Below are 20676 nucleotides of genomic sequence, written 5' to 3'. Positions count from 1 at the left end.
TAAATTATTTTAAAAATTCCTCAATGGCTTTAGTATCATATATATCCCATTCTTCTACGATCTTTCCGTCTTTGATGGCACATACTTGATTCATGATGATATCACGGTTTTGTTTTCCATTGTTCAAATTCATTAATATGTAAGCAATTACATAGTTCTTCACACCTTTGGGACTTGCCTCATCATTAATAGTCTCCCAAAGGGCGCCATAATTCTTAATACTAATTTTAATATTGGCAGCTTTTAATTTGGAAATTGATTGAAGGTTTTCCGATACAGTCATATTCGTTAAATTATCATGAATGGTATCTTGGCGAGAAGAGTACATCGCACTAATGGCTGCTGTATCATACTGAATAGCCAATTCATTGAATTTTTTAACCAGGTCGATATTGGAAGATTTAGCTACCGTATAACCGTTTTGGTTGGCATCTTTTTTAGCTTCAGAAATACTAGCTTTTTCTTGGGTGCCGCAAGCAATAACCATTCCTGAGACAAGGATGAGTAAAAGGACATTTTTCATGTTTGTAAAATTTTTTGGTTTGAGCGCGAAAATTAAAAGCATTATTCTAGTCGAATAGAAAAATGCTCATTCATTTTGTCTTGTTTTTTCTCTTTTTTGTCCATATTTATGTTTCAATTTGTTTGATAATAGAAGCCAAGCTTTCATGTTCGACTTTGTGCCCTATTTTTCCTTCTTAACTAGTGGGATTGGATTGTTATTTATTGCCTATCTATTAATACGCTTCGGAGCTTACCCCAAGGTATATTGGTTGATTGCGATTATTTTTTCATTAGTTTTTTTGGAGTTTTACATTTATGCACTAACATCCAAGCATATTTACAGGATGCTTTTTTTGTTGAGAGTACCCAATATTGTTCGGGCATTTATTCCAGTATGTTTGTATTTCTATGTAAATCAAATGTTAAGCCCAGGGAAACCTATAAAAGGATGGCAATGGTTGCACTTTGTCTTTCCCATGGTCATTTTAATTGGCGTATCACCCGATTTGTTTTTATCGTCTGATGAAAAGCGGGCAATTTTAGATGGATATTATCAGAAGAATAATTATTTATTGATTAAACCAGCAGGATGGATTCCACCAGGAATAGTTCAACCTGTTTCAATATTGATGGGGATATTGTATGGTTGTATTTCTTGGATTCAAATTAATGCGACTCAGAAACGACTAGGACCTACTTTTTCATTTGTGAATAAACAATATTTGATATGGCTTAAGTTGGTTTCTGGGGTGCTTACTTGTTATTTTTTACTTCAATTTTATCAATATGCCACCTTATTGTTTGGCTTTTCTTTTGATCCTCCTTCCCAAATAATTAAATGTATTATAGCCATTTCTTTGTTCAGCTTTTTTATGAATAGCCCCAATATTCAAGAGAATATGGATGGATGTATTATTCCGATTGAGCAAAATCCTACAAAGATTTTCCCAAGTTTGGATTTGATAATTCCGAACTTAGTTTCTGAATTTCGGGAAGATTCAATGGCCATTCAGTTAGATCAAAAAATTAAAAATTCATATTGTTATTTAGATGCCTCTTGTGATTTGGCTTACATGGCAAAATTGGTGGATTTAACTCCACAAAAATTTTCTAAGTGGGTTAAAATGTGTTACGGGATTAGCTTTGTGGAGTTTCTGAATCGTTTAAAAATTCATTATTTCTTGGCTCATTTTGATCATTTTGATCAATATACGTTGGAAACGTATATATATAAGAGTGGGTTTACTAATCGGTCAACATTTTACGCGGCATTCAAAAAACATGTAGGAGTAAATCCTAGCTTTTATTTGAAAGAAATAAAGCATACATCTTTAATCATGTGATTTTTCATAGCACAATTTGAGAGGGTTAAAAATATTGCTTAAACCCCAATGCTTTCATGGCTAAAAAGAAGTTAGGAATGAAGCTCAAATTCGAATAAATTCCGTTTAATCATCATTTTGAGCTTTTTTGTCATAGAATTTGGGATTTTCAGCTCAATTTATATTTATTCCCATACGCATCCTTTATATTTCAACATGAATCAAAACTAATTAAATCAACCTTCCATGAAAACATCCCTATTATCAATGATTACCGCTTTTATGGTAATAATTTCCATTCAATGCTTTGCTCAAGAAGTGGGGCAAGTGGAACGACTAGTTTCCCCTGAGGTTTCCTCAACGAATGATGTTACCTTCCGATTAAAAGCACCCGCAGCGAGTTCGGTTAAATTATCAGGTAACTGGATGCCGATGGTTCCCAATGCTAACGGGCAAGGTGCCTCAAGGCAATTAGTGGACATGGTCAAAGGCGACAAAGGTGTTTGGACTGTCAAGGTATCCGCCTTGGAACCAGAATTGTATGGGTATACATTCATTGTGGATGGTGTAACTACTTTGGATCCCTCTAATTTAAAAGTTGCGAGAGATGGTACCTTCCGAACTGAGAGTTTATTGTATGTTCCAGGAAAAGCCTCTGAATTATATTGGGCTAAAACAGGTCCGAAGGGTACGGTTCGACAAATATGGTATGATTCTAAGTCATTGAATTTGACCCGACGTATGCAAGTCTATACACCTCCAGGATATGATGATTCCAAAGATTCTTATCCAGTTTTATATCTATTGCATGGCGGAGGAGGAGATGAGGAGGCTTGGCCAACCTTAGGGGTGGCTCCTAATATTTTAGACAATTTGATAAATTCAGGTAAGGCAAAACCCATGATTGTGGTAATGACCAATGGAAATCCTAATCAAGCAGCGGCCAATGTGGTGACCCCAGTGATTCCAGCCTCGGATTTGCCAGTAGGAGGGATGGGTAGTATGCTATTTGAAAAGAGTTTAGTAGCCGATGTGATTCCTTATATTGAAAATCATTTTCGAGTGAAGAAAAATAAGGAAAGTCGGGCCCTCACTGGACTAAGTATGGGTGGATTGCAGACCATTAATACCACTTTTGAAAACCCTAATTTGTTCAGTTACATTGGCGTAATGAGCATGGGATTTGCGGATATGAGTAGATTTGGAGTGAAATTGGATGTATCGAAAAGAGACCAACAAATCGAAGATTTAAAAAAGGCAAACCCTAAATTGTACTGGATTGCCTGTGGTAAAGATGACTTCCTGATAGAGAGTGTAGTGACTATGCGTAGCACATTGGATAAGCATGCCTTTAGGTATGTATATCGTGAGAGTCCGGGTGGACATACCTGGACCAACTGGCGTATTTATTTGTCGGAATTTGCTCAAATGATCTTTAAATAGGCTATTTCAGATTTTTTGGAGAAAAATAGATTGTTTATTACAATCAGCAAAACCACCTCTGAGAGGGTGGTTTTGTTTTTTATGTAAAGTGGACCAATATTTCAACAATCAAGTTTGTTATTTAGGTAATAAATTGATGGAATTCGGTTAAATAAGTCAGTCAATTTTTTCTTCTAGTAGTACTTTTTGGCCGTCCATTCAATGGATAGTTTGGAAAAATCAATTGTTAATTGGAAGTGAGGGAACATTTTTTAATCAATATTGAAAAAGTCGTTTTCCTGCTAATTACCGTTAAATAAATCATTAAGAATGTTGGAGTAACAATAAGATTTCTCTTCTACTAATGATTTTTAAATTCGATATTTAATAGTAAGGCCATTTGATAATTATTTTTAGGAAAAATTGTATTTAGTTTATATAATTGAACTTTACTTAATCTCTAAACAACCAGTCAAATGGTCAAACTATGCAAAAAAAAATACTCATGTCGTATCGACAAATGAGCCAGAAAGCTGCATTCCCCATTTTGGGAATGGCACTTACTTGCTTTAGTATGTTGCCTGCGCAAGGGGCTTCAGCAGAAAGAGCGGGTCGGCTAATCGAAACAAAAAATGTTAGGGTAGCAGATATTACTGTTACCGGTAAAGTAACTGATGAGACTAATTCAGGATTGCCTGGAGTAAACGTCATGGTCAAAGGAACGACCAAGGGAGTCATGACAGACGCCAATGGTAATTTTAAGATTGTGGTGGCTGATTCCAAATCGGTTTTGGTCTTTTCTGCAATTGGTTATAGTCAGCAAGAAATTGCGGTGGGAAATCAATCGACAATCAATATTAATTTGAAGCCAGATAATAAATATTTGGATGAGATTGTAGTGATTGGTTATGGTACGCAAAAGAAGTCAGATTTAACAGGTTCAGTAAGTTCCATTAAGACGGATCAATTGATGGAAAGACCAGCTACATCTTTGAACCAAGCACTTTCGGGCAGAATGGCGGGTGTTCAGGTAAGCACGAACTCAGGTCGTCCTGGAGGGCGTACCACTGTCCGTGTTCGTGGATTTAGCTCCATCAACTCTTCGAATAATCCATTGTATGTAGTGGATGGTGTGATGTTGCCTCAAGGAACCATGAATCAATTTAGTTCGGCAATAGATTATCTAAATCCCAATGATATCGTGTCGGTTGAAGTATTAAAAGATGCTTCATCCACAGCGATTTATGGTGCTAGAGGAGCTAATGGTGTTATCTTGGTTACTACTAAAAAAGGTAAATCAGGAGAAGGAAGCGTTACTTACAATGCTGATTTCAGTGTTAACGTAGCAGGACCTAATAAGCCACAGGTTTTAAATGCCAAACAATACATGGCAGTGGAGGATTTGGCTTGGGCAAATATGGCCAAATATGATCCAGCAGGCTGGGCTGCGGGACGTTGGGCTTATTTAAATCCAAAATTAAGAAGAACCGATCCTCGCGTTTTTGATGCCAATGGTAATCCAAAGTTTGATACGGATTGGTTTGAGGAAGCTACCCAAAATAAACTATCTCAAAATCATCAATTAGGTTTTAGTGGTGGCAATGATCGTACTCAATATTCCTTCTCCTTAGGATATCGTGATGATCAGGGTTTAATTAAAACTACTTATTTAAAGCGTTATTCAGGTCGATTTACGATTGATGATCAAATCAAAAAGTGGTTGAAAGTAGGAGGTACCCTAGCATATAACAACCAAACAGAAAACCTGTCAGATGTTAACGACGCCGTTTCTCGTCAGATTGTGGAGGATTTTCCTTTCTTGCCAGTGAAATACGAGGATGGCACTTATGCTAACAACCGTGATTTTCCATTTGCGGAAGGAACCATGAGTTCAGTTCACCGTTTAATGGGTCGTAAGTATATTTTAAATACCCAAACTACCACGGGAAGTATTTATTCAAATATTACTTTAATGAAAGGTTTAGAGATGAAGACGATTTTAGGGGCCAATATTATGACTCAAGAAAATAATCAGTCTCAGACCCGTACATTGAATATTGGTGGCCAAGGTAATGCATCTGCCACTAATCAGACCGAAACGTTTTGGTCTTTGGAGAACTTCTTAACCTATACCAAGGATTTTAATGAAAATCATTCATTGAATGCCTTATTGGGTATTTCTTGGCAGCAAACAGATTTCTTCAATATTGGCGCTAGTGTGAATGGTTTTGCTACCGATTATTTTGGTTTCAATAACTTAGGTGCTGGTGCTGTTAACCCAACAGTTGCTTCTGGTGCTTCGAGATTTGCCTTTAATTCTTATTTTGGACGTGCTAATTACACTTTCAAAAATAAATACTTAGCAACCGTTACTGCTCGTGCGGATGGTTCATCTAAGTTTGGCGAGAACTACAAGTTTGCGATTTTCCCATCAGGAGCCTTAGCTTGGAGAGTTTCGGAAGAAGATTTCTTGAAAGGGAATCCTACTATCTCTAATTTGAAAGTTAGAACTAGTTACGGTTTAACGGGTAACTCAGAAATTCCAGCTTATTCTTCTCTGTCATTATTAAGTTCCAATTATTCGGCAGTTTATAATGATGGTCGTGTATCCGGAACGGGTATATCTAGGTTAGCTAACCCAGACTTGAAATGGGAGAAAACGGCACAGACTGACTTCGGTATCGAATTAGGATTATGGGGTGGTCGTGTGAACATTGAGGCAGACTATTACTATCGTTTGACTACGGACATGTTATTAGATGCACCGGTACCACAAACCTCAGGATATGCCACGATTCGTAGAAATGTGGGATCTATGGAAAACCGTGGTTTTGAATTTTCTATCAATTCAACCAACATTAAATCGAAAGATTTCCAATGGAATACACAATTCAATATTTCCTTTAACAAAAATAAGGTATTAACATTAGCTACTCCATCTGATATCTTTAATGTAGGTGGTCCTAACTTTACTAACCCTACCAATATTATTCGTATCGGAGAGTCTGTGGGATCATTCTGGGGTTTAACTCGTTTAGGAATTTGGGGAACTGCTGAGGCTGAAGAAGCGGCAAAATGGACTTCATATCGTAATGGTTTAAAAATCTTACCAGGAGATATTAAGTACAAGGACTTCAATGGTGACCGTGCTATTACCGATGCTGACCGTTCAATTATCGGAAATGGAAATCCGGATTTCTGGGGAGCTATATCCAACTCTTTCAAATATAAGAGCTTTGATTTAACCTTAGAAATGCAATTTAACTACGGAAATGAGGTAATGTTGATGAACCTTCACCCAAGTGAGGACCGTCAAGCTTTAGCGAATAGTTATACTTCCGTATTAAATGCTTGGACACCTACCAATCAAAATACTATGATTGCAGAAATCCGTGATACACGTGCAGGTTATGTAACAAACGTAGATTCATGGTGGATTAAAGATGGTTCATTTTTACGTGGTAGAAACTTGATGCTAGGTTATAACGTTCCCAATAACGTGGCTAGTAAATTGAATTTGAGTCGTTTAAGAGTATATGCAACTGCACAAAACTTCTTCCTTTTAGTGAAAGATCCTATTGTAGGAGATCCTGAGGTAACTCCAACTAACCAAGGTGGTGGAAACTCAGCATTCTCACAAGGTATGATTTGGCACAACTACCCTAAGCCTACTATTTACATGTTAGGATTGCAAGTAGCATTTTAATGAAGGATATATTTAATAAGAAACGTAATATGAAAATCATAATAAATTCCAAAATAAAGAAAGTAGCTCTAGGAGGAGCACTTTTATTGGGGCAGTTTGGTTGTTCTGATTTCTTGGTGGAAAAAGCACCATCTAATCTAACGCCAGATGCTTTCTATCAAATTCCGGACCACGCGGAGGCGGCATTAGCATCCGTGTATGCTGATACTCGCTTTATGGGTGGGGGAGCAGGTATTTTCTCCTCTAACTGGCAATTGTTAGAAGCATTAACAGGAACTTCTACTACTGAAACCGCGCAGAACTCTGATTTAAATAATTTGTACGGTTTGGTTCATGATCCAAATACTATTCACGTCGTGAATTATTGGAATGGTCTGTATAAAGTGATTGCCCAGGCTAATCAAGTATTAGAGAAGGTGCCACCAATTACCCCAATGGACGAAAACCAAAAGAAGAAAATCTTAGGTGAAGCACGTTTTTTAAGGTCATGGGCATATTTTCAGGCTGTAAGATTATGGGGAGATATTCCTTTAATTACGAAACCTCAAACTGCAGGATCTGAAGATTTCTTACCTTCTCGGGCTTCTACTGAGAGTGTATATAAGTTAATCGTAGATGATTTATTGGAGGCAGAGAAAGCAGGTTTACCATGGATGGATGTAAGTGGACGTGTTTGTTTGGCGGCAGTTAAAGCCCAGTTAGGTAAAGTTTACTTAACTATGGCTGGCTTCCCTTTGAACAAAGGTGCGGCATATTATAAATTGTCAGCAGATAAATCTTTGGAGGTAATTACCTATGCCAATGCCAATCCAACAGTGATTAATTTGTTTCCAACCTATAAGGATGTACATACAGAAGGTTTGAAAAATAGATTGGAACACTTGTTTATGATACAGTGTAATACTCTGGTAGCAGGTAATTTTATGGGTAACTTCTTTCCTAACTTTAAGCCTGTGACCTATGCAGGACCTGGAGGAACAGGTAGTTCTGTTCCTACTATTGCATTTTATAATTCCTATGAAAAGGGGGATTTAAGAGCTAAGGATCAGGATGGTTATTTTTACACTACTTATTTTACCAATGGTAATGGTGCTCCATTTGATTTAGGTGCTCCTTATGTTTTTAAACATTTCAATCAGAAAGCCAATGGTTCCCAAGGTGTTGCTGGTACTCGATTAGATAACCTAAATGTTCCGCAAATTCGTTACGCTGAAGTATTGTTGAATTATGCTGAAGCTCAAAATGAAGTAGGAGGGCCAAATCAAGCAGCTTATGATGCCTTTAAACGAATTCGTGATCGCGCTACTTTACAAACTCCAGGATTAGGAAGCTACACGGCGGCCAGTTTCAGAGAAGCAGTTTGGGTTGAGCGTTGGCATGAATTATGTTATGAACAGATTACTTGGTTTGACATGGTTCGTTTGAGAAAAGTGTATAATGAAAAAACAGGCAAATTTGATAATTTCGTTGGTCACGTTAATTTAAGCTCAAACCAGCCATTACAAGAAAAACACTTACTGCTTCCATTAGGAAAGCAGGAAATGCTCAATAATCCAAATTTGAAACCTCAAAATCCAGGTTATCCAAATTAATCTAGTTAGATTTGAGTGAACGTAAAAAAGGAGGATGTTTCATCCTCCTTTTTATTTTTCATCCTGAAAACCTAAAAATAAAATTCCTAATTAGAATTTTGAATTTAAAACCAGCTATAATTTTCTGAGGATATTCAAGGCTATTTCAATTTTATCTTTGAATCGTTGCCATTTTAAAAATTAAAAGACTGCTATTGAAATGATGGCACTATGTCATTAAATCCTTTTAACAGAGTTATTTATAACTGTTTAAAGAAAAAAATACGTTCTAGCATCCAAAAACAAGCAATAAGAAACGATATAGCAGAAACCACTTTTCTAAAAAGAATATACTCCGATCTTTTAGATAACCAAAGAATCAATGGCAATACGACTGTCAAAAGCAATATTTGCATACATTCAATTCCCAAATTAAAGCCCAAGATACTCCATGCCAATGCACCTGCCGATAGGCGGATGTCCATAAGGATACTGGCAAATGCCATACCATGTACAAAGCCAAAACCAAGTGCGATCCAGCCTTCTTTTTTAGCAAAAAGTGGCCTATAGGCATGTATAGAAGATATCATGATGGAAAGGGCAATCCACACTTCTACCCACTGTTGTGGCAATCGTATCCACTGGAAAGCACCTACAAACAAAGTAATCGAATGACCCAAGGTAAATGCAGTGACAAGTTTTACCATATGCTTTATACCAAAAGAAGCACTCGCAAATGCCCCCCAATTTTGTCCATTGGGCACCAACATACATGGTAGCAAAAGCACTAATAAAAAAAGCAAATGGTCGGCACCTTCGGCAATGTGGTACATACCTAGGCTAACCATTGAACCAAAACCTTTCCACCAGCTACCGTTTTGTAATTTTACTACTAAAGGGAAATATTGTCCCTTAGGAATATTCAAGGCAATTTCACCCACCTGTACTTGGGAACCCAAAATACCACCCTGCCAGTCTTGCACCACATTAACCATAATTTTATGGGTAATTACTTGGTGAATAATGGCATCGTATTTGAAAGTAAAATCTCTAGTTGACGTTCTTTTTACCGGTGTGCAAATAAAATTCAGCAATAATTCTTGATATTCACGCACTATGGGGTCATTGCTATTAATGACACGAACCGATTCTATATGTGTTTGCCAAGGCTTTGCTTCAGTAATAATTTGAATATGGTTCAAAAAATAGCGTCGTAATTCTGGGCTATTTAAGTTGATACTTTCTTTAGGTACGCCAAAAGCAGTCGCAAAGTCATCGAGTGGCATTTTGGCAACTCCTGCAATCGATTGATCGTAAACGTAAAGATTAACCACCGAATTAGGCATTGGGTGCGCAGTAGATGAATGTGAAATCATCAGCCCCCAAAAACAGAATATGGCTAAAATGGAACTAGTTTTTGGTCGTACCATAGTCGTCAATACGATCTCGCCAAACCGAATGAAAATGAACGTTGTTTCTGAAAACAATTCCGTTTTGAACGGAAAATTCGATCCACACATTGGGTCCATCAATTCTAAAGTAATCGTTTCGAGTATTCATGGCATTTGTGCCGCTATGGAGTAGGTAGGTGTTGTCTATTTGAGAGACATATTTGCTTAGAATTTTTGCAGCGTTGTCGTCGTCAATATCATTTACGTAGGTTTTCAATGCATTTATCACCAATTGCTTTTGCGTGGCATTTAATGAATTACATTTTAATCCCGAAGACGTACTAGGAAATTGCCAATTGTTGTTTGGTCCTAAAAGTAAGTCGCTATATGTAGTGCTAACATGGGCCTGGGTAAATTGGTCAGATGTTAAATTGCTAAGAATATCGACAAAAGCTGCTTGTTCTTGATTTAGTGGTCCATAAGTATTAGCACCTGAAATCCAACTCAAAGGCTCTGTGGCTGCAAAATGGGGTGTGGCCGCAATTAATACTCCGTCTTTATAGGTATTGGCTACTGTTTTGTGGTGGCCTGTCATCATGATTTCGAATTGACCTTTGGAATCAGGTGTGCCGAAAAAAGCTAAATAGTAATTTCCGACCCCATAAGCACTACCACCACCGTTGGCACTTAAGTAATCATCTGCTAACCAAAGTTGTTGAACTTCGCTATATCCCTCGTTTATGACAGTTCCGCTCATTTGTTGTACAATTTCTTTGGCTGCGGCAAGTTGGCTTGCGTTTAAGGCACTAAATGGAATTCCAATCCGTGGAGACATGGAAGCAGGAAGGTTACTCCATGTTTTTATATTGGAAAAAGTGTAGGCCATCTGCAACGAAGCAAGTTGCGAGGAGCTTAATCTTGCTTTAAAATTATCACATAAACAAATCAACTTATCAACACCTAATTTGCCGCCACAATCAGCTACTTGAGTTGTGGTGGTAGTGCTTGAACTGTTGGAAGTACTTCCCGATGTACTGATTGGGTCTTCGGATTTGCTACAGGAAAGAATAAAAATGAATAGTAAGACTAGATTAATTAGTGGTTTTTTCATGGTATATAAATTGTATCTAACGTACGAATGTTTTTTTTAAAAAAGACAAAAACAAATAGAATCTAGCAATAGGCTTTTTTTGTAGACGATTAAGGATTTGTGGAAGATTTAAAATGGGATATCTGACCTATTTATCAGAATTAATTTCAGATTTGTGTTATTTATTGTCATTTCGAGTAAAAAGTATTTTAAAGCTTCTATCTGTCTTTCCTAGTTTCCAACTAAATCATGTTATTCAGTTATAGATATTGTTGTATAACTAGCATTTAAATAGGCAATGTTTTTGTTGTTCATTGCAATTGAATTTTGAAACTCATCTAGAGTATCCAAATACTTACGTTTTAATAAGTAAAAATGATAGGGCATATTCATTTTTTTGAACATAGTAGTGCCATAGAACAGAATTAGCTCTTGTATTCGTTAATTTTTTATAGGTAAATATCCTTTTGAAAAAAGAAGGTAATTAGTACTTGAGCATTCACTAATAAGCTCTTTCCTTAGGTGCATAACATCTGGAGAAAAGACATTTACCACCTCTTTATGAATGTTAACCTTTTTAATTACTAGGGTGAATTCTTTTTTATCTATATTAACATTTTTTACACTTTGCTTAACTAATTCTGTTGATCTAAGGTAGAATGGATAATTTAATATCAAAAAATCAATTACGTTTATGCAATTGCGTTCAAGAGATTTTGTTCCTGTGTTTTACCAACCTTTTCTATATTTTCTTTGGATGTATTGGTTGGCTAATGGGTAATTAGGGAATTTCATTTTTTTCGCATCCCATATCAACAATTGATCAGGTACGCGAATAGCCACCGTTCCCAATAATACTGCTTCAGTCATAGGTCCAGATTGAGCGAAATGGGACTCTGTTTTTTCTCCACCTAGACAAGCATCAACAAAATGATGGTAATGATTTCTATCGGGTTTGATTGGTGGAGTATAATTTTTGAATTTGGATTCCGGCAATAAAACGGGCATTTTTTGATGTGGTATGAGTAGGGCTCCTTCGGTTCCTATGATCATAGCCGACTCTGCTGGATAATCTGTCTCAGAGAATAATGCTCTAATTTCTTTGGGAGGGTAAAATTCCCCATCAAACCATTCAACTGTCAGTTGATCTGTTGCTGTTTTTTCATTTCCAGGAAAAGTCCAGGTGATGTGATTTCCTTGCGGCCAGGTATCAGCTCTTCTTTCAGGAGATTCCTGCCATGATTTTTGTACTTCTGCCACCACAGAAATCGGATTTTTCATGTCCAATCCTTTCCAAACGGCATCAAAGATGTGACAACCAATATCACCTGACCAGCCCGTACCAAAGTCCTGCCACGTTCTCCAAATAGCTTGATGATATATATTGGGTACATATGGGCGCATGGGTGCCGTTCCGATCCAGTTGTCCCAATGAAGGTGACTTGGTGGGTTTTCTATTCCTTCCGTTGGCCTTGGACCCACATGTCGGTATTTTGCAACTGCTCCAGGTCTATTTGAACATAAATAAGCGTGTTTTACTTTGCCAATGATTCCTGACTTTAAAATTTCTACACCTGTTCTGTCACCTGAAGTGGAGGCTACTTGTGTGCCTAATTGGGTGACCACACCTGCTTTGGTAGCTTCCAAGGTTAAAATTCTTACCTCGGCTACATCATGGCACATAGGCTTTTGACAATAAACATGTTTTCGTCTACGTATGGCTTCTACGGCTATAACAAAATGATTATGATCAGGAACAGAAACATTGACAGAATCTATTTTATCAGCTTCTTGTTTGAACATTTCCCTCCAGTCTGTGTAGGTTCTTGCGTTGGGTAATAGATCTGCAGCCTTTTTTAAGTTCTTTTCATCCACATCACATATCGCAACGATGTCCACTAAATTGTGTTTTTTAAATTGCTGTAAATCTCCCCAACCCATTCCACCCACGCCTATGCAAGCATGTTGTAAGCGACCATTGGGAGAAGCAGCTCTTAAAGGTTGTCCAAGTAAAACAGGAGCAGCCATAGCTGCAGTAGCAGCTTTGAGAAGAAAGCGCCTTCTTGAGTCAAATCGGAGTTTATTTTTCATGAGGATAGAGGTTTATAAATCTTGTAAGATATTTCTAATTATAGTAAAAAACTGGGAATAATTTATACTTTTTTCAGTAATTTTCATGTGAAAATTTATTTTAGGGTCATTCGATTCCGCTTGAAATGATTTTGGTATTTTTTTGATACATTAATTCAATTTCAGATTTTGACATAAAACATGGTTTAACAGCATACGACATGAAATTTACTTGAGAGATTGACTTAAGATGCGAATGTTAGATGAAATGATTAACTCATTTACTTACCTAAAATACTTTAAATCAAAGTAGATTTATTTATCTGAATTAATTACATGTTTAGATTATTATTCTTTTGATGTTTTATTACACCATTAATATGATTATTTTTCTTTTCAATATATTTTCTAAAATTGTTAAGACTTTTTCCATGTTTTTTCATTTTAGGGTTTCACTAAATCACAAACATTATACTCGTTTTTATATGAGGTTTAGAAATAGCTTTTGTTTTTTAATTGCCCTGCTGTGGGCCATTCCGTGTCTCGCCCAAAAAACAGCTGACCGCCCCAATGTCATTTTTATTTATGTGGATGATTTAGGCTATGGAGATTTGAGTTGCTATGGCGCCACCAAAATCAAAACACCTCATCTGGATAAGCTAGCCAATAGTGGAATACGGTTTACCAATGCTCATGCCACATCCGCAACTTGTACACCCTCAAGGTATGCCTTAATGACGGGGCAGTATCCATGGCGTAAATCGGGAACGGGTATTTTGCCTGGTGATGCAGCTTTAATCATCCCAACAGATAAGATAACTCTACCAGCATTATTTCAACAAAAAGGATACCGGACGGGATTGGTCGGCAAATGGCATCTAGGATTGGGCAATGCGGTGCAAAAGAACTGGAACCAAAAAATCACACCGGGGCCCAATGAAGTGGGTTTTAATTATTCCTTTATATTTCCAGCGACAGCAGATAGGGTACCAACAGTATTTGTGGAAAATAATTACGTGGTGGCACGCGACTCTACCGATCCGATTGAGGTAAACTACCAATCAAAAATTGGTACGGAACCTACCGGATTGGAGAATCCTGAATTACTCAAATTACAATCATCCCCCAATCATGGACATAACAATACCATTGTGAATGGAATTGGCAGAATTGGCTACATGAGTGGAGGGAAATTGGCACGCTGGACAGATGAAGAAATGCCACTTACTTTTTTAGCTAAGGCCAAGGAGTTTATCGAAAGTAATAAAGCCCATCCTTTCTTTTTATTTTATGCCTTAACCGAGCCACATGTGCCACGTATGCCTTCCACTATGTTTAGGGGAAAGAGCGGATTGGGTTTAAGGGGTGATGCTATTTTGCAGTTGGATTGGACTGTGGGTGAAATAGTGAGTCAATTACAAAATTTGGGGATTGCTGATAATACGATGATTATATTTTCGAGCGACAATGGTCCAGTATTGGATGATGGGTATCAGGATGGAGCTGTTTCACAGTTGAATGGACATAGACCTTGGTGGGAATTGCGGGGAGGAAAGTATAGTACATTTGAAGCTGGAACTAGAGTACCCATGCTGATTAGTTGGCCAGGAAAAATCAAAGCACAGGTGTCTGATGCCATGGTTTCTCAGATTGATTTCCTCGCTACTTTTGCTCAATTTTTTAATAAAAAATTACCAAGCAATGAGGCTCCAGACAGTGAGGATATGTGGAATCCATTATTGGGCAAAAGTACGGAAGGTAGAAAAGTATTGGTAAAACAAGGGATGAATTCATTGGCGATTGTGAAGGGAGAATGGAAATACATTGAACCCCATGCTGGACCAGCCGTCAACAAACTGGTGAATATCGAATTGGGCAACAGTTCATTGCCTCAGTTGTACAACCTTAAAACGGACATTAGTGAAAAAAATAATGTGGCTAATCAGCATCTTGAAGTGGTGAAAGAATTGTCGGAATTATTGCAGAGGATAAAGGATAAGAGAAATTAGATTGAAAATTGAATTAACATCGCCAAATTGGAGCCATATAATAGATGCCTACAATTGAATTAAGTGCCTAGTTACTTAAGCTATTAAAGTCTAATTATATTAAAATTACCCTCTATGGAAGAAAGTTTTTTGATTCTTAATTGGTGAATTTACTAGGCTCATAAAACTTAGTTCAGTGTGAAAAGGAGGTCAATATCCATACTTGAAATTTAGTTTGTGAATCCATCTTTAACTTTATTAGCATTTACCGGTTTACTTAACGGGTACAATCTTAATTCATATAATTCACAATGAAGCGATACCATCTAATATACTTGACCTTTTCCTTGTTTTTAGGAGCATGTTCTGCTTCTACCATTCCTGAAGGAGCCAAGGCCATACAGAATTTTGATAAGTCCAAATACCTAGGCAACTGGTATGAAGTGGCAAGGCTGGATTTCTATTTTGAGAGAAATCTTATCAACACAACGGCCAACTACTCGCTGAATGAAAATGGGACGATCAAGGTGGTGAATAGAGGATATGAGCCCAATAAAAAAATATGGAAAGAGTCTATAGGGAAAGCTAAGTTTGTGGGCAAGGAAAACGTCGGAATGTTAAAGGTGTCTTTTTTTGGCCCATTTTATGGTGGGTATAATATTGTGGCACTCGACTCCAATTATCAATATGCTTTGGTAGCAGGTGAGAAACTATCGTATTTATGGATTTTGTCCAGGAAAAAAACGATTCCAGAGGATGTGAAAAAAGATTACCTGCAAATAGCAGAAAAGATTGGCTATAAAACCAGCGATTTAATTTGGTTAGATAAATTGTAGAATCTAATTCATAATACTCAATAGGTAGGCATACTCAAATTCATATCTGGTTTCACATGATTCATTCAGGGAAGTGAAGTTGTTCCAATCTTTGAATTAAGCCATAGTAATAAAATTGTGAACCACCATTTCAGGTGGTTCACAATAACATCCTAACCATTATTCTCGGTTAACCTTCTTGATGAATGAAATAACGCCATTCATATAGATTTTTTGGTCGTCCCACATCGCCAGGTGGCTACCCTTAGGACAATACAAATAGGAACCATTTTGAACCATTTTACTTTGTTCTTCCATAGCTTTAGGATCCATGGTATCATATTTCGCACCAATCATCAAGGTCGGTACATAAATCTCTTTTAAACGATTTTTGATATCCCAAGTAGCCAACAGTCCACTTATTCCAAATTCACTGGGTCCTTGCATTTGGACATAGATGGAATTATTCGCGTGCTTCAATGAGCGATTTAAGGCATCAGGCCATTCTTTTAAGCGACAAATATGCTCATGATAGAAGTTGGGTATCAGCAGTTCCATGTAACGTGGATTATTGAAATCCTTCTTCGCCTCTAGCGCTCTAATTTCAGCCAACACCTTCGGATCCATTTGTTTGGCTAAAACAGTTTCTGCATATTTTCCATATTCAGGGGCACTGGCCACCATATTGGAGATCAACAGACCCTTGAGATTTTTTTGGTATTTCAAGGCATATTCCATACCTAGAATGCCACCCCAGGAATTCCCAAGTATATAGAAGTTCGATTGATCTGCGCCGATGGCCTTGCGTACTTGCTCTACCTCCTCCACAAAACGTTCCGTTTTCCAAAGTGTCGAATCACTAGGTTGATCGCTGTAATAGGAGCCTAGTTGGTCATACTCGTAAAACTCAAATCCCTCTCTTTGAAAAAATGTTTGAAAGCATTCCATATACTCGTGTGTCATGGCAGGACCGCCATGCAAGAGGAGAATTTTAATCTTGGGGTTATTGCCAAATCGTTTTGTCCATACCTTAAAATTGCCTTTTGGAGTAGAAATGGGTATCATTTTCACGCCGGCAGCTTCCAGGCTATCGGGATAAGTAAAGTAATGGCTTAGGTTTTCAGAGGATTGGGAACAAGAAAATAGAGCCCAACATGAGAGGATAAATGAAAGTGACTTGATCATAATAGGATAGATGTAGGGTAGTAAATGTTAAATTCGAATGGGTCCTCCGAAATGGAGGTTTATTTGTGATAACTAAATGTAGACAAAATTATTTATGTCCAAGTTATTATTAGCTCTCAATTTTCCATAACTCCGGAGCCACCTTGCTCGCTGTCAATGGATTAATGCCCATCAAACCCGGCTTGCAAACAATTCATCTCGGCATTGGTTTTGACTCCATGAGGTTTTGGATTATTCTTTTCTTATTTGGAATAGGCTTCTCATGTCGGAAATCCATGGAGGCAGAAATGGGTTTGTCAAAGCCTTTGGATGCCCCTAAAGATTCAGTCGCTATTTCCTGGTTGGCCTTGGGAGACTCGTATACGATCGGACAAGGAGTTAATGCTCAGGATCGATTTCCCTTTCAGGCACTCGAATTATTAAAAGGCAAACTTGTTCAATCCAGGCGATTGACTTATTTGGCGAAAACGGGTTGGACAAGTGCCGATTTGATTCGGTCGATGGGGGAACAAAATTTAGAAGGACATAATTTTATTTCGCTGCTGATCGGGGTAAATGATCAATATCAAGGAGTGGATACCGCTACCTATCGGGAAAATTTCACCAAGATTTTGAATCGGTCTATTGAATTGGCTGGTGGTGATCAACGAAGAGTTTGGGTTCTTTCTATACCGGATTATAGTTTAACGCCTGTAGGTCGACAATTGGACACAGGAAAGATAAGTCAAGAAATAGATGGGTTCAATGCCATCAATAAGAGGATTGCACTTCAACGTAAATGTATTTATGTAGATATCACCGAATTAGGTCGAGCTTCCAAAAATAACCCTGCCTGGGTGTGTCAAGATGGGCTGCATCCCTCGGCCTTGGCTTACAGTAAATGGGCAGAATTGATTTATGCTAATTTTTTGAGTTTTTAATGAAGCTATTCGACATTTTCTGAAAGGGCATTTCGGAAGCTACATATATCTTATTGTTGAATCTTAGCAACAGTTAGATGATATGATAGGACTGCCTGATTGATTTCTTGAGTTGGTGAGTCATGCTATATTTTAAATAACCATAAAGAGTAATATTCTAGATGGAAAACAGCTCTTGACTTACAAATAGGTTTTGAAGATTGAGGTCCCAAAGAAAACACGGAGCCGACTTAAAAGTGCCTTAATCGAATCAAAACTTAACCAGTTTAATTAAAACGAGTAATTTCATAATATTGATTCTATTAAATGTGGATGAAATCAGTAGGTTGTGTTATCTTATTTGTTGCTCCAATAAAAATGAATTTGAAATTTCATTAAATTGTTTAAGAATCGTATTTGAAAATAAGTTCAACTTTCAAAAGAATTAGATAAGTAGTTTAACTACAATTGCATTCAGGGCGTTAGGTCATTTGATATTCATCTATAAATGTTTTCACACAGTAAATCTTATGTTCATATGTGTATTTGATTTTATTGACATAAAAAATACCCAATTAGTTATTCAATTTTTTGGAGCTAGCTCATACTTCGCATCTATTTTTATTAGTTCAATGTAACATGATGTTTTTGAAATGGTTATGGCATTACGGTCTATTTCTTAATTAGGAAATTTAGATTGATGGCTTTATTTTTAGGTAACTATTCAGTTCTGAAAATATTTTACATGCAGTTATTACACTTCCTTTACTTGAAAGTGCGTTTAATTTCTTTTTTAGGTAAAACACTATTTTTACTTTTATTTTTTCTAATTTATTTTCAAAGTCATGCACAAATAAACTGGACTTCTCAAACATCAGCAGCAGATAATAATTGGAATAGTGTAACTTATGGAAATGCGTTATTTGTTGCTGTTTCTACTGATGGAGGATCAAATCGAGCTATGACTAGTCCAGATGGTATAACTTGGACCACTAGAACTTTAGATGTTGGGAGATGTGTTACATATGGAAATGGAGTATTCGTATCTGTTGGACAAAACAAAGTTAGTACGAGCCCAGATGGAATTACCTGGACCTCTCAAACTCCGGCTTCAAATAATGTTTGGCAAAGTGTAGCGTATGGAAATGGGTTATTTGTTGCCGTTTCCTCAACAGGAACAGGAAATCGAGTAATGACCAGCCCCGATGGAATTACTTGGACTGCTCGCATTTCTCCTGCAGATAATGCTTGGTATGGCGTTACGTATGGAAATGGTTTATTTGTTGCGGTTGCTATTACAGGTACTGGAAATCGAGTAATGACTAGCCCCGATGGGGTTACTTGGACATCTAGAACAACACCAATAGATAATGAATGGAGAAGTGTAATTTATGAAAATGGGTTATTTGTTGCCGTTTCCTCAACAGGAACAGGAAATCGAGTAATGACCAGCCCCGATGGAATTACTTGGACTGCTCGCATTTCTCCTGCAGATAATGCTTGGTATGGTGTTACCTATGGTAATGGTTTATTTGTTGCCGTTTCCTCAACAGGAACAGGAAATCGAGTGATGACCAGCTCTAATGGGATTACTTGGTCTACTCGGACATCCGTGACAGATAATGATTGGAGTAGCGTTACTTATGGTAATGGTATATTTGTAGCTGTATCTAGAAGTGGAGTTGGAAATAGAGTAATGACTTCTGGCTCTGCCGTTAGTAGGCTGACAATTGACGCAATTGAAAATCAATATTACACAGGAGCAGCTTTGACGCCTTCGATTGTAGTCAAGGACGGACCAACAACTTTGACGCTTGGTAGTGATTATTCTGTAGCCTATGCCGATAATACGAATGTAGGAACTGCATCTGTTACCCTCACAGGATTGGGTTATTATAATGGCACAAAAAGTCAATCTTTTACTATTGTAGCTACTACTCCCTCTGCCCCCACCAGCGTCATCGCGACCTTAAATTCTAATTCGATTGACGTAGCTTTTTCAGCACCTGCAAACAATGGCGGATCTCCAATTACGAGCTATACGGTAACTTCATCTCCAGCGGGCTTAATAGGCACGGGAACTTCAAGTCCGATCACGATCCAAGGCCCACCAGATAATAAGAACTTTTTTTATAATACGAATTATACTTTTACGGTCACGGCGACTAATTCCCAAGGAACGAGTCCTACTAGTTCGGCATCAAATACGATTGTGATAAGCGACTCAGATGGCGATGGTGTTTCAGATGAACAAGAGGCCATGGATGGTACTAATCCAAATGATGGTTGTTCATACAAGCCAGCGAGCCAGATTTTTGCTAATACATCTACAGCATGGAGAAATACAGACTGCGATGGCGATGGAACAAATAATGGATCAGATTCGCAACCTTTAAATTATTGCGTGGGCGGTGCTGGTGGAAACCCTCCTAGCTTAGGAACTTCAGCTTATACTATTTTTGGATCCAATGACTGTGATGGTGATGGTATCTTAAATAGTGTAGAATGTGCTTGGGGTGGTCCAAGCTGCCAAGACTATGACTCTGATGGTATTCCTAACTTCCAGGATCCAGATTCAGATAACGATGGTATCCCAGATAGCATAGAAAAGAATATAGACACAGACGGCGACGGAATTCCAAACTATTTAGACTTAGATTCTGATAACGATGGTATTTTGGATAGCACAGAAAAAGCGACTGACCGTGATGGC

Annotated in this window: 13 protein-coding genes; 8 read left to right on the top strand and 5 right to left on the bottom strand. The window is 37.6% G+C overall.

The window, feature by feature from the left end; genetic code table 11:
• Positions 1-4: 4 nt before the first annotated feature.
• A complete protein-coding gene (locus tag ESB04_RS11975) occupies positions 5-523 on the bottom strand; it encodes a hypothetical protein (RefSeq protein WP_129027990.1) in 519 nt (172 codons plus the stop codon).
• A 145-nt stretch (positions 524-668) separates the two neighbouring features.
• Between ESB04_RS11975 and ESB04_RS11970 the strand changes: the two genes are divergently transcribed.
• From ESB04_RS11970 to ESB04_RS11955, 4 genes are all read left to right on the top strand, one after another.
• The gene (locus ESB04_RS11970) at positions 669-1847 is read left to right on the top strand and encodes a helix-turn-helix domain-containing protein (protein ID WP_129027989.1); all 1179 of its coding nucleotides are present in this window, start codon (positions 669-671) and stop codon (positions 1845-1847) included.
• A 225-nt stretch (positions 1848-2072) separates the two neighbouring features.
• Positions 2073-3269: an esterase gene (locus ESB04_RS11965; protein ID WP_129027988.1), complete on the top strand. Its 1197-nt coding sequence runs from the start codon at positions 2073-2075 to the stop codon at positions 3267-3269.
• 499 nt (positions 3270-3768) lie between these two features.
• Positions 3769-6954, top strand: coding sequence for a SusC/RagA family TonB-linked outer membrane protein (locus tag ESB04_RS11960; RefSeq protein WP_129028040.1), 3186 nt, complete (start codon positions 3769-3771; stop codon positions 6952-6954).
• Between the two features lie 29 nt (positions 6955-6983).
• On the top strand, positions 6984-8546 hold the full coding sequence (locus ESB04_RS11955) for a RagB/SusD family nutrient uptake outer membrane protein (RefSeq protein ID WP_129027987.1): 1563 nt from the start codon (positions 6984-6986) through the stop codon (positions 8544-8546).
• Positions 8547-8785: 239 nt separating this feature from the next.
• On the opposite strand, the gene ESB04_RS11950 is transcribed toward ESB04_RS11955, so the two are convergent.
• From ESB04_RS11950 to ESB04_RS11940, 3 genes are all read right to left on the bottom strand, one after another.
• Positions 8786-9955 carry a HupE/UreJ family protein gene (locus ESB04_RS11950; protein WP_164969658.1) on the bottom strand — a complete coding sequence of 390 codons (1170 nt, stop codon included), beginning with the start codon at positions 9953-9955 and terminating at the stop codon, positions 8786-8788.
• Complete coding sequence (locus tag ESB04_RS11945; protein ID WP_129027985.1) at positions 9936-11027, bottom strand: DUF3500 domain-containing protein; 1092 nt, start codon at positions 11025-11027, stop codon at positions 9936-9938. Before ESB04_RS11945 ends, ESB04_RS11950 begins: the two co-directional genes overlap by 20 nt.
• 708 nt (positions 11028-11735) lie before the next feature.
• Positions 11736-13097, bottom strand: a complete 1362-nt coding sequence (locus tag ESB04_RS11940; RefSeq protein WP_129027984.1) for a Gfo/Idh/MocA family protein — start codon at positions 13095-13097, stop codon at positions 11736-11738.
• Between the two features lie 464 nt (positions 13098-13561).
• Here ESB04_RS11940 and ESB04_RS11935 point away from each other — a divergent pair, with 464 nt between their 5' ends.
• Both ESB04_RS11935 and ESB04_RS11930 read left to right on the top strand, forming a co-directional pair.
• The gene (locus tag ESB04_RS11935; protein WP_129027983.1) at positions 13562-15085 is read left to right on the top strand and encodes a sulfatase family protein; all 1524 of its coding nucleotides are present in this window, start codon (positions 13562-13564) and stop codon (positions 15083-15085) included.
• A gap of 290 nt (positions 15086-15375) precedes the next feature.
• Positions 15376-15900 (top strand): lipocalin family protein, encoded by a 525-nt coding sequence (locus tag ESB04_RS11930; protein ID WP_129027982.1) that lies wholly within the window; start codon positions 15376-15378, stop codon positions 15898-15900.
• Positions 15901-16059: 159 nt separating this feature from the next.
• On the opposite strand, the gene ESB04_RS11925 is transcribed toward ESB04_RS11930, so the two are convergent.
• The gene (locus tag ESB04_RS11925) at positions 16060-17061 is read right to left on the bottom strand and encodes a proline iminopeptidase-family hydrolase (RefSeq protein WP_394343745.1); all 1002 of its coding nucleotides are present in this window, start codon (positions 17059-17061) and stop codon (positions 16060-16062) included.
• Positions 17062-17282: 221 nt separating this feature from the next.
• Between ESB04_RS11925 and ESB04_RS11920 the strand changes: the two genes are divergently transcribed.
• The gene (locus ESB04_RS11920; protein ID WP_164969657.1) at positions 17283-17984 is read left to right on the top strand and encodes an SGNH/GDSL hydrolase family protein; all 702 of its coding nucleotides are present in this window, start codon (positions 17283-17285) and stop codon (positions 17982-17984) included.
• A 724-nt stretch (positions 17985-18708) separates the two neighbouring features.
• Positions 18709-20676, top strand: a 1968-nt coding sequence (locus ESB04_RS11915) for a fibronectin type III domain-containing protein (protein WP_164969656.1), incomplete at its 3' end; no start/stop codon positions are given.

The sequence above is a fragment of the Aquirufa rosea genome (assembly GCF_004118285.1).
Taxonomy (GTDB): domain Bacteria; phylum Bacteroidota; class Bacteroidia; order Cytophagales; family Spirosomataceae; genus Aquirufa; species Aquirufa rosea.
Note: the sequence above shows the minus strand (reverse complement) of the source record. Positions and strands in the feature narration are given on the sequence as shown.